This is a genomic window from Rossellomorea sp. NPDC071047 (assembly GCF_050270195.1).
In the GTDB taxonomy this organism is placed as follows: Bacteria; Bacillota; Bacilli; order Bacillales; family Bacillaceae_B; genus Rossellomorea.
This window is the reverse complement of record NZ_JBNNJT010000002.1, coordinates 380,420-392,253: the sequence shown is the minus strand read 5'-3', so window position 1 is coordinate 392,253 and position 11,834 is coordinate 380,420. Positions and strand designations below refer to the sequence as shown.

Here is an 11,834-nt window from a genome sequence, read left to right as displayed (position 1 = left end):
CAATAATATCCGGTCCCCATCTTTGGGAGACCGGATATTTATATATAATCCAAAACGTTGCCTGCCCCCGGTACGTTAAACTTTTACCGTGTTTGGGGTCAGGCGCCACTATTAAGGACAGGGACGGTCTTGCTTTGGAAGCATAAGAACCGTCCCCGTGCTTCCCCCCGTGCTTCCCTTCCATAACCCGTCATTATAAGTTTGTCTAACCATCAACAATGGAAAAAACAACATATCAAAAACAATATTGGTCTTAAACACTCCTGGAAAAGGGCGAATTGGATAGGCAACACGTTTCTCCGACACAACATATGTATCAACTAGAGTGGACACAACGCCCTTTGAAAAGAAAACGATTAAGTTCTGCTTCATCCTAGAACTCCTGAATAAGAATGGGAAGCAAATCAGGCATAAGGAAATGAGTACGCTTAACATTTTTTTCTCCACGACATGATCCTCCGTTTAAAGGTTTTGCTACTAGTATGATGTTAAGCAGAACCTGTTATGCCATCTCTTTTCTTCTAGAGTATTGGAGCTAAATGTACTAACCTGTTTTTCCAAAAATCAGTCATTCCATAGGCTCTTTAGTCCCCCACATCTTTCACCTTCACATGCTTCATATAGACAAGATCATTGACACCACTTTTTTCACTGTGCTTTTGAGGAATACGCATGAACTCTGCAAAACCCAGTTTTTCATAAAGCTTGATAGCACTTATGTTGGTATCTGCTACTTCTAAGACATATTCGTCGTATGAAGTTGAATGTATGATCGATTTTAGCAGTTCAGTTGCCACACCTTGTCCTCTATACTTTACCGACGTTGCCACAAACTCGATTGCACCCATCTTTTCAGAAAGTTGAAAAGGATATTGCTTTTTCTCAAATTCTTTTTTGAGAATGACATAAGCAATACTCCCCATGAATAAGCCGAGGTGCTTTCTAAATTCACTATATTTCAGTCTTACAGAAGGTATATTGTTTGTAGTGCAAGCGGCTATAGCCGCAATACGATCGTCAACTACTGCCGTATAAAAGACCTCTTCATTAAACATATGGGCAAATGTCTTGTAAAGTTTAGCCTTATCTTTTGAAAAATAATTCAGCCATTGATAGAATCCGTCTACAAAGATTGTACTCATCTCATTTCTTCTATTACTTTCTGATTCACTCGCACGAATAATATTCATAGGTTATCCCTCTATTCTTTGTGAATGTATCCTGCATATTCATTAAGTTACTACTAATTCAATTTTTTTAGAACATATGCTTCATGTACCTAGGCAAACTGTTCCCAAAGCACGCATTAACCCAAAGATTGGCACCATGAAAATGAAAGGAAAAGAAGAATCGTCAAAACGAGTGCTATTTTTTTAGCCATGTACCATCATGCCTTTCATTCATTTCGTTCGTCTCATTCCGCATCAGGAAACACTGTCACAATCACACCATCGATGTTATTACCTGAAATCTCATAACGAAGATCAGCAGGCACATGAATGGTCGTACGTTTTGTAACAGGATAATAAGAAATCTCAAATTTTTCCCCATTTACACTGGCAGAAATCGTTTTTTCTTCTTTCAGGTATTCTAGATATTCTTCTAATACGAAATTCTTTGATTTCATAATGGCACTATGAGGGAAACCAACATAGCGGATGTGCCACGGTTCATATTCAATTCCTGTTATGTCCTTTTTATTCTCTGGATAACGTAAGATGAATCCGTATTTCCAAGCGTTTTTTTCTATCCACTTTCCTTCTGGTGCATTCGCCATCTTCATTTGAGTAGATCCTACATCAAGGGATAAACCCAGATTATGTTCACTATATCCTGCTGGCAAGGCATAGTCAGAACCCATATCTTGATAAAGCACACTTTGCTCATCAAAGTCCCGAAAGCCGCTTGTAATGGCGAAATGATTAAGACCATCTTTTTTAGCAGCAGTAACCATCTCTGAGAATGTATGGGCAATATCCTCTGATAATGAAATGTCACCGCCTAACAATACGTACCCTTGTGCCAGCTCATTGTTTGCCGATAAATTGACGATATCCGATCGAATGCTTTCCTGGTGAACAGGATATTCACTGTTGACCAAAAGCAGGTCACCTTTATAGATTTGATCCTCTGTCATTTCGATTTCTTGGATATCTGCACCCTCTGCGATACCATTTTCAGATTGAACATGGCTTTGAATATTCACTTCCGGTTCAGACAAAGGTCCCATATAGACGGAAGTTAACCCCAGGCAGGATAATAATAAAAATCCCCACTTCTTCATTTATGCGTTTCCTCCTTACTTCTAGTTGCTTATAAGTGTAGGGAAAACTTTTTAAATAAAGAGTGGGGTAAATTTTAAATTTTTCTTAAATCATTCATTCGGTTTTTCACCATCCTGCGGCAAGCGCACTTCAAAAATGGTGCGTATGATACTACTTTCGGCCGTAATGGTACCATCATGCTGCTCCACGATATTCTTGGCAATGAAGAGGCCAATCCCGGTGCCGCCTCCATGATGAGTACGTGCTTTGTCACCGGTATAAAACATATCAAAGAGATGGGGCAGCTCATTCTGGGGAATGGGATCTCCATAATTCACAATCTGAATCACCACTTTCCCGGAATCAATAAAGCCATTAATATCCACAAACTGGCCATCGTTCCCATAGCGATTCGAATTGGTAAGAAGATTTTCAAACACGCGTGCCAAGAGCTCTCCATCACCCAATACAGGTAATTGCGGAGTCACATTCACTCTAGCGATCAAATCATTCTTCTCGAAGACAGGGTACAATTCCTCCTTTAATTGATTAAGGAGATCACTTACATTTATATGATTTTTTTTAATGGGCATTATGCCATAGTTCATTCTCGTGATTTCGAATAATTCATCAATCAGTCTTTCTAAACGCTGAGATTTCGTAAAGGCAATCGTTAAAAAGTGTCTGACTTGTTCTTTCGTCAAATTCTCATCCTTAAGAATCAAATCTAAATATCCTAAAACCGAGGTGAGGGGTGTACGAAGATCATGAGCTAAATTGACGACTAACTGCTCTTTACTGCTTTCCGAGAAGTCTCCCCTTTCAATGGCTTGTTCCAATTTTTCACTGGCGAGATTGATGCTTTCGGCAAGATCACTGAACTCATCATTCGACTCGATTTGAACCCGATGCTTGAAGTCACCCTGGGCGAGAGAATGAATTCCTTTTGAAATCTCATTAAAATAGGCAGAATAGGGTTTTGTAAGTAAAAAGAAGAAGAAGATCGAAAGCAGGATGAATACTAGTAAAAAGACGTTGAAGTCTCCAATATTACGAATGATAATCCGAAAATAACCTAATGAATCTCCATAATTCACATTTGAATAATAATACAATTGGAGTCCTTTAAAGAATAGGTATGTAATTGCAGCAGACAACAACATGCTTAGTCCGAGCAGTAAGATCATTTTTGAGCGGAAGCCTCGCAGTATGTTACCCATTGAATGTATACCCCACTCCCCAAACGGTTTTGATAAATTTATTCTTCCGTTTATCCTCTTCAAGCTTTTTTCGTAATGTACGAATATGGACCATTACGGTATTTCCACCTTCAAAGTAGGCATCCCCCCACACCTGCTGAAAAATATTTTCCACACCAAATACTTTTCCCGGGTGACTGGCCAGTAAGTACAAAATATCAAACTCTTTAGGCGTTAGTTCGATGTTCTCTCCATAGAGAGTCACTTTACGTTGATCAGGGGAAATAACCAATCCACCACTTTCCACGGAATCTTTCCTTTCCGTAGCCGCCTTAGGTTGATTTAGCTTCAAGAAACGTCTCAGCTGAGCATTTACGCGAGCAACCAATTCGATCGGTGTGAATGGTTTCGTCATATAATCATCTGCCCCAATGACCAGGCCCTGAACTTTATCGAAATCGGATGTCTTGGCACTCAAAAAGATGATGGGCATATTATGCTGATCCCGAATGCGGCGGGTGACTTCATATCCATCCAGCTTCGGCATCATGATATCCAAAATCAGAAGATCAATGGCCTGACTCTCGACCACACGAACAGCCTCTTCTCCATCTGATACTTTCGTCACGTGGTACCCTTCTTTTTCTAAATGGATAGCAATCAGATCAGCAATTTCCTCCTCATCATCCGCTACTAATATTGATAAAGGTTTCATTATTTCACTCCTACTAAAGTGATAGTCGCTAAATCTCCATCGTTTTCTTACTAGCTGCCCCTAAAATTGCTTGTTGTTTTTGGTAATCTACGTGGCAGCTAATGGAATCATTTAGGGCTTTCATTTATTTTCTATTATTTTTTCATAAGCATACCCTTTGGAGAGAAGATATCCAAAGGGATTTCATCATCGATTTTAAGTATTGTTTAATTACACATAAAAAAACCTTCAAGTGTGATAGTGTAAATGAAATTTCTTAAAAGAAGTATGGGAGAATTCTTAAATTTTTCTTAAGATCCTATTAAACGCGTAAAAAAAAAAACGGTGCCTGCCCCCGGCGTTAAAGCTTTACCGTGCTGGGGGCAGACACCCATATTTGATTATGTAGTGCCATGGGACCTGTCCCCATAGCTCACCCTATCCATTCCCAGGCAAGAATATCCGAAACGTCGTCCCCACTCCCCGCTCGCTTTCCACCTGTACTTCCCCCTTCATCTGTTTGACAAGTTGATAGCAAACCGTCAAACCAAGTCCCGTCCCTTTTTCCTTGGTCGAGTAATAAGGTCTGCCCAATACTTTGAGTTGGTCAGGTGGCATGCCGACTCCATTATCTTGGATGACGATCATAATCCGGCCGTCGTTTTGTAAAGTGGCTTTCGCCGTGATTTCTCCATCTTCTTTTACCGCCTCGATGGCATTTTTCAGTAGGTTGAGCAGCACTTGCTTCACTTCGATCTTTATTCCTTTGATCATCAGTCCGGCTTCAATGTTTTTCTTTATTTCTATGCTGCTCATCACAGCATACGTCGACATCACGTCAACGGATTCATTCATGGTGTCAGTCAGACTGAACACCTCGTATTCCTCCGTCTGCGGCTTGGCAAGGGAGAGGTATTGATTAATGACGTCTTGGGCGTGATCTAATTCTTGTATGGATATGTCGATGAAACTTTTCTGTTCAGTCGTTAACGTTTCTCTCTGCAGAAGCTGCATGAATCCTCTTACGGTCGTCATGGGGTTTCGGATTTCATGGGCAACGGAGGCAGCCAATTGGCTGACGATAGTAAACTTTTCAGCCTTCATAAGCTCTTTTTTAATCCTGTTTTGTTCGAGTCGGTTTTCAATCAGATACAAGGTCAGGATGAGCGTAATCCATATGATCAAGGTAGAGCTTGCCACAAGCGTGAGCTGCTCTACTTCATTGTTCTGAAGTAAATAAAGGGACCTGGTAACCGGGATGAAGAAATAAAAGACGGAAATGAGGAGCATCTTGTTCTTCCAAGTCAACCTTTTATACCATTTCGATAAAGGGATCAGCAACACACCATAGATCGCATAATTCACGAGCAAAAAAGTCATTACATGGTTGGTAAATAAACCAATCAACAGCATGGCGGTGAACGTGCTGAACCCCATTCTCTTACCACCATAGAGAAAGGCAAGGATGAATGGAATCACTTTGAAATCGTACACATAACCGCTGGAGTATACAACGGGGAAGATCATTGTAAACAGTAACATTGCAAAATTCATGAGAAAGAACTTAAAGGGAAACCCTTCTGTATTGCTGTCCGATCCATTCGTAACCATTTGAAAAGCAAGAACCGTAAATAGGATGAATACCACATGCAAAATTAAATGATGGACAGTCTCTACCATATCAGGTCTCCTTTAAGAAAAAGAATCTTCTTTAATTCTTCGACATCTTAACCGGAAATCCTTTCCATTGACCACGAACATTCGACAAAAATCAAGGGGTTGGGGTGATAGGTTCTTGGATACAAAAAGACCTAGATGGACATTTCCTCTAAGCCTGTTCAATCAGGTGAAAAAATTTATCATTCATAACAACATCCATTGTGTAGATAAGTAGCAAAGAACCTCCTCCCATTTCTTAGGCGGAGGTTCTTCGCATCCTTCAACTTATTTAACTGTCTATATTTATGGTTTGTTTAATGGCTGATTTTTTCCTTAAAAAAGTCTCAAAAGGTCCTCTTATTGACCTTTGATCCATATAATGAGCAATCATTACGGTAAAAATCCAAACCAATACGGCAACCACATCACTCCATAATTGATTGATGTGTCCACCGAGACCTCCAGCATAAGGGGCCAAGATCAAAACAAACATAACGGACTGAAATAGATAAAAACTCAGTGAACGTTGTCCAAGTGCCGCAATAGCCTTTGTAAAGCGCCCGCTTTTCCCTTCGACCTTAATGACTAAGAGTCCAATCAGTGCGGTCCATCCCACTCCCCCCGCATAACCAGTGATAGTATGAAGTGACTTTGCCATTACTTCCAATCCATCACTGTAACTCGTCCAAAACAATGACGACATCATCGCCATGGGGATACCGCCGGCCGTCGATAGGAAAAGTCCCGATATGGCAACCGTGAGTAGTGCCTTTTTATGTCTTTTAGGTTGATCGATTACCTGAAAACGAGCAACTAAAATACCCATCAGCACCCCTGGGATCACTTGATAACTCAGAACAGGCGTGTAGAACATCCATTCAAACATTCGGGTAATCAATGCCTCAAAGGGATCTTCAATCGTGGCTGAATTCGTGACTTCCATATTTAATGCATCGAAGCCCCTTGGCATGGACGGAGCAAATAGACCCACTAATACAAGAAAAAAGATCGTTAATATGATACTTTTTCTATTGGATAATCGAAGGAAAAAACTCGCAAAAAGGAGAGCGATAAATCCATACACCCCAATAATATCTGCAAAGAATAGAGTGGCGTGGAAAAAGCCTATCACTAACATCCAAAATCCTCTACGCCTGAAAATTTTTTTCGTATCTTTCCAATTGGTCCCTTTTCTCTCTTGCCCTTTATACACTTGATTGAGCCCATATCCAAAAAGGATGGCAAACAAAGGGAAGGCACGTCCATCAATGAAAACCTGCCTGAAAAATACAGTGAACTGATCGATTAACGTAACTCCCAGGTCACTTAAAAAGATAAATTGATTCGCATGAGCCAATGCAATAAACAACAACATAAAACCTCGTGCTAAGTCTGGTGTTAATTTTCTCTTTTTAACATGTGAGATTGGATTCATAATATTCCCTTATCATTAATTATTTTGGAAGCACGGGAAGCACGGGGACGGTTCTTATGCTTCTATGCCTTTGAAAGCAACAGATTCAGTCAGGCACTATTGGTGCCGGGCTTTCATATAAGCCCTTTTACGCCATGTGAAAATAATATATGAAGTCAAAAACAAGATTACTCCAACCTTATTAAAAAGGAAAAATACGTTCACTGCATCTCTGAAAGAATCAAGCGGATAAAAACCGCTCAGAAGTAAAGTTGGAAAAACAGTCATCAGCATGGCCAAGTAATGAACCATAATTTGTTTTAAGAAACGCCATTTTTCAATTTCATATATGACGCTTGCCAATCCCAAGAAAAAAGCAATCAGACCATAAAAGAAGAATGTGTTTGAAATAGCTGATGACCCTTGAAATTGATTCCACAGCAGTGAAATGATGATAAAGAAACTAAATGGGGTGACTCCTCTAATCAATCCTTTTTTCAAATGCATTTTATGTTCCTTTCTTTTCATTCTCATTTTTCAACGTTGCCGCCCAGAATAAATGATAAATAGGGGCGATAAAACAAATACACAATAGAGTGAGTGCAATTGAAAAAGGCAAACGTGACTCCATTCCAACTGCGTTTCTCAAAAATGCTTCATTAGCAAATAGGAAAGTTACAGCACCCATGTATTGTATGAGTACCATGACTTTTTCAGCCTTTACATATTGTATTTTCTTTTTCCCCTCTGTTAAATTCACATAGTTCAACTTCTCCGGTTTTTTGACTAATAATCCAATAAGGAACCAGGTTAAAATACTTACAATCGGCATGATGAACAGGAAGTATTTTGAACCCCAATGATCGGGTTCTCCTTTACTAAAATGGATAGCGATTGTATTCGGAATCTCTGACCAAAGATAAAACAAATGAAAAGTATGATATAAAAGAATGGTAGTGGAGATGATTATTAGAGTTAATTTAAGAGGATCTTTTCTCATTAAACCGTCCCCCAATGTATTGGATTAAAACTATTTTTGCCAATACAAATTATACGATTGACTCCTTGGTTCGTTTCATTTTTTTCAACCTGACAATCGTAATAGTGTTAAAACTGACGCTATTATGGTGTTAATTTGAAGGCTAAAGACAATAAAAAAAGAACCGTTATATTCTCGGTTCAAAAAAAGGAATGTTTCTCATAAGGTCGTATTAGGAAACAACCTCGAATTTCAAAGTGTTTCGATTAACTATTATATATTCACCTGTTGATTTATTCATAACATGAGACACTTCTTTGGTATGTGTGATCTCTATCCAATCATTTTGTACATCCACCAATAAAGCTATTTCCACATCATTTTCTCCATATTTTAGCCCACTATAAGATAATTTCGTCATCGTCATCATTCCTTCCGTAATAATTAATATATGTCTTTTCTTCACTAATGATATTTTAGCACGAAATAAATAATATTGGTCAAAAGGGATCCCTTATGGCAGCAGGCCCATTTTGAAAAACCGTGAGCAAGAATCAGTACGACTCCCGATTTTTCGTACTGAGGGTCAGGCACCGATATTCATCTATGTATTGAGAACTCTAATTGTACTTTGTAGGCCCTTATTACGGCAGAAGCCACTCAAAGGTTGCCCGACCGCCAATAAAAAAAAACAGGCTCTCTTCTATAAGAAAGCCCATTTTTAACTCAATTTAACGGGTGAATCTATATCATCAGAATCCCGATAGGATCGATAAGTTACCAATTCATTTCCATTTAAAGAACCATCCAGTTGTAAAATGCGGCCATTGGTGGTCTCTAAGTAGAACCTGTAGTTGTTCACGTTTAATCTAAAAAAGGTATAGGTATTGCCGAGAAGATGCTTCTTGATTTCATGTGTGTCGGGGTGTATCTGAATGAAGTCCCCCAGCTCCTGAACGGAAGCTGTGGGAATATCAGCGATAGAATAGTACTTCCCCTTCATATTGTGTTTGAACTTACTCATTGCGGCCATAGCCCTGTCTTTTAACTTTCTGCCATCTAACTCCATAGGTCCACTCCTTTTTCGTTACTATTAAGAAGAATCCCCAATATTTCATAGAATAAACAGATATAAGAAAAAGGGTCTTCCCCCTGCATGCTGAATACAGCACATAGAGGAAGGGCCATGATTTTAAGACTTTATGTATCGTGATGTTTTCATCTTTTTAACGTCTTGTTTGTTTAAAGCACCCGATAGTTTAAGAAAAAATCTTTCAAGATGGAGAACTAAATCATTGATAGTCCCATTCAATATTTAACTGATTTTCTCCGCCAACTCTAAAATAATCCCCTCCGGACCACGAACGTAGCATAACTTATAACTTTCTTCGTACTGCTGTATCTCACTAAAGATTTCCGTGCCCTTCTTTTTCAAATTGGCCACAATCGTTTCAATATCTTCAACAGCAAAGCAAATATGTCGGATACCCAGCGTATTGGCAAAAGGTTGCTGAATTCCATTTTCATCAGACGGTGTATGAAATTTGACCAGCTCTATCCATGCCTGACCATCTGGCATCCCCAATCCTACACATGACGTTTTCACACCTTTAAGCCCCACTATTCTGTCCAACTGCTCTCCATCCAATTCCCATTCCGCTTGCACTTCAAGTCCTAGATCAAGAAAAAACGCCTTAGCCTCTGAAAGATCATTTACGTTTATACTCACATGATCTATTCTATTGATCTTCATATCCCATGCCTCCTATGTTCCTTTTATTTTCAATACCTGTATTGAATAGAGAAAAAAAGAGACATTACCCGTTAGTAGGATTAGTCCCTTTGAAACCTAACGCTAATAAATTTAACAAAAGTATACTTAATCATCTGCTCTACCATAAGAATTTATATGTGTTTGCTTATTAGCTTCTTCTATTTTCATATCCTGCTGAGTCTTTTCCGGTGGAGCCATTCCTGACTTTTTCTCCAAATAAACTGCTACACAACTAATAATAGCAATTGGAATTAAAATATATAACCAGATAATAATTAATCACACTCCCTTTATTTTTTCATTTGAATTATCAATTAAATTCTTTTCTTAAATGGTAATATAACTAATCTTAATTTTATGGAATGATATTCAACTAACCTGCCCGTTCGTATTATAAGGTCAACCAGATTTATTATTTTTCTGGTTGACCTATTTTTTATAGGTTATTCTTTAGGTAGTCGGGGTAGGACGTACCTGCCCGTGGGACTTGATCCCGGCCGTTATACTGTCCACCCCCTACTTGTAGAAACATGTTTGAGGCTGGTTGGGGCATAGACCCCGCATAACAAGCGAAGCTATGACACTACAAGATAGACAGGGGCTACCGACAAATCTACAAAAAGGAGATGTGATAACGTATGGATCCAGTGATTGGCCTGGATGTCGCAAAAGGAGAAAGCCAAGTTCAAGCTTTCCTGGCAAGAAAACACCCCTTCGGGAAGACCTTTAAATTCAAGCATGATACCAGAGGATTACGTGATTTTTTTATGTTTTATAAAGAGCTGGAACTACACGCTGACTCAAATCCTGTCATTGTATTTGAGTCCACTGGGCACTATCATGAACCCATTTTACAGTATCTTGAGGAAAGAAGGATTGTGTACTACTTAGTGAATCCCGTTGTTTCTTACGAAACGAAAAAAAGTAGTCTTCGAAAAGTGAAGTCCGATCCAGCCGATGCGAAACATTTGTGCGAGATGTACTACAAAGAGGACTTAGTTGCCTATCAAAGGAAAAGTGTTCAAACAATGAATTTGAGGAATCTATGTAGGCAACACGATTCTTTAACACGTAACTATGTACAGCTGAAACTACAGTTCCAAACAATATTGGATCAGATATTCCCTGAATATAAAGGGGTTTATAGCAATTTATACGCACCTCTTTCCTTAAAAACTTTACTCCTCTATCCTACTTCTCATGAGGTATTAAAGGTTCCATCGGATGAATTAGCTAAGGAGATGTGTGGTCTAGGAGGAAAAAGATCGTATGGTTGGTTTTATGAAAAAGCTTTGAAGTTAAAACTAGCAGCAGAACGAAATCCATTTAAGAAAACGTTGTATGACAGCCACTTGATTACATTAAAGATGTATATTCAAATGCTTCTTCAACAACGTGACTTTCTAAACGCACTAGAACAAGAGATTGATAAGTTAGCGACGGAGTTTGAGGAATATGAAATTCTAACATCAATCCCAGGAATAGGTACTAAAATAGCAGCGAATCTCATTTCAGAAATAGGCGATGTCACGCAGTTTAGTCATCCCAAGAAACTAGTTGCCTATGCAGGACTTGATCCAAGGGTATATCAATCTGGTAAGTTTACGGCTTCGATTAACCGGATTACTAAAAGAGGTTCTACGAAACTCCGTCAGACCCTCTATACGGCTGTACAGTGCGGACTAACCAATAATCGCAACATGAAAATCCGAGAGTATTATGATAAAAAAAGAAGTGAGGGCAAGCCTCACAAAGTAGCCATCATAGCTTGCGCCAACAAGCTATTGCATTGGATTTATGCCATATTAAAACATAAGCAAATGTATAATCCATAAACCAATACAAATAATT

General features: G+C 39.0%; 13 protein-coding genes. 1 reads left to right on the top strand and 12 read right to left on the bottom strand.

Annotated elements, in window-relative coordinates; all coding sequences use genetic code 11:
* Positions 1-111 precede the first annotated feature (111 nt).
* The 12 genes from ACQKFO_RS09780 to ACQKFO_RS09725 form a co-directional block, all read right to left on the bottom strand.
* A complete protein-coding gene (locus tag ACQKFO_RS09780) occupies positions 112-372 on the bottom strand; it encodes a CBO0543 family protein (RefSeq protein ID WP_427598382.1) in 261 nt (86 codons plus the stop codon).
* Between the two features lie 212 nt (positions 373-584).
* Positions 585-1,190: a GNAT family N-acetyltransferase gene (locus ACQKFO_RS09775; protein WP_427598380.1), complete on the bottom strand. Its 606-nt coding sequence runs from the start codon at positions 1,188-1,190 to the stop codon at positions 585-587.
* A 224-nt stretch (positions 1,191-1,414) separates the two neighbouring features.
* Positions 1,415-2,284 carry a VanY-A/VanY-F/VanY-M family D-Ala-D-Ala carboxypeptidase gene (vanY, locus tag ACQKFO_RS09770; RefSeq protein ID WP_427598378.1) on the bottom strand — a complete coding sequence of 290 codons (870 nt, stop codon included), beginning with the start codon at positions 2,282-2,284 and terminating at the stop codon, positions 1,415-1,417.
* Between the two features lie 90 nt (positions 2,285-2,374).
* Positions 2,375-3,484: a HAMP domain-containing sensor histidine kinase gene (locus ACQKFO_RS09765; protein ID WP_427598376.1), complete on the bottom strand. Its 1,110-nt coding sequence runs from the start codon at positions 3,482-3,484 to the stop codon at positions 2,375-2,377.
* Entirely contained in the window at positions 3,477-4,178 is a 702-nt protein-coding gene (gene vanR / locus ACQKFO_RS09760; protein ID WP_427598373.1) for a vancomycin resistance response regulator transcription factor, VanR-F/VanR-M family, read from the bottom strand. The genes ACQKFO_RS09765 and vanR overlap by 8 nt, the downstream gene beginning before the upstream one ends.
* 417 nt (positions 4,179-4,595) lie before the next feature.
* On the bottom strand, positions 4,596-5,837 hold the full coding sequence (locus ACQKFO_RS09755) for an ATP-binding protein (protein WP_427598371.1): 1,242 nt from the start codon (positions 5,835-5,837) through the stop codon (positions 4,596-4,598).
* Between the two features lie 268 nt (positions 5,838-6,105).
* Positions 6,106-7,251, bottom strand: coding sequence for a DUF418 domain-containing protein (locus ACQKFO_RS09750; RefSeq protein ID WP_427598369.1), 1,146 nt, complete (start codon positions 7,249-7,251; stop codon positions 6,106-6,108).
* 96 nt (positions 7,252-7,347) lie between these two features.
* Complete coding sequence (locus ACQKFO_RS09745) at positions 7,348-7,737, bottom strand: DUF3021 family protein (protein WP_427598367.1); 390 nt, start codon at positions 7,735-7,737, stop codon at positions 7,348-7,350.
* A gap of 1 nt (position 7,738) precedes the next feature.
* Positions 7,739-8,230 (bottom strand): DUF1648 domain-containing protein, encoded by a 492-nt coding sequence (locus ACQKFO_RS09740; protein WP_427598365.1) that lies wholly within the window; start codon positions 8,228-8,230, stop codon positions 7,739-7,741.
* Positions 8,231-8,441: 211 nt separating this feature from the next.
* Entirely contained in the window at positions 8,442-8,630 is a 189-nt protein-coding gene (locus ACQKFO_RS09735) for a hypothetical protein (protein WP_427598363.1), read from the bottom strand.
* A gap of 300 nt (positions 8,631-8,930) precedes the next feature.
* Positions 8,931-9,278, bottom strand: coding sequence for a hypothetical protein (locus ACQKFO_RS09730; protein WP_427598361.1), 348 nt, complete (start codon positions 9,276-9,278; stop codon positions 8,931-8,933).
* Positions 9,279-9,524: 246 nt separating this feature from the next.
* Positions 9,525-9,962: a VOC family protein gene (locus tag ACQKFO_RS09725; RefSeq protein ID WP_427598359.1), complete on the bottom strand. Its 438-nt coding sequence runs from the start codon at positions 9,960-9,962 to the stop codon at positions 9,525-9,527.
* A 659-nt stretch (positions 9,963-10,621) separates the two neighbouring features.
* Here ACQKFO_RS09725 and ACQKFO_RS09720 point away from each other — a divergent pair.
* On the top strand, positions 10,622-11,818 hold the full coding sequence (locus ACQKFO_RS09720) for an IS110 family transposase (protein ID WP_427598357.1): 1,197 nt from the start codon (positions 10,622-10,624) through the stop codon (positions 11,816-11,818).
* Positions 11,819-11,834: the final 16 nt, after the last annotated feature.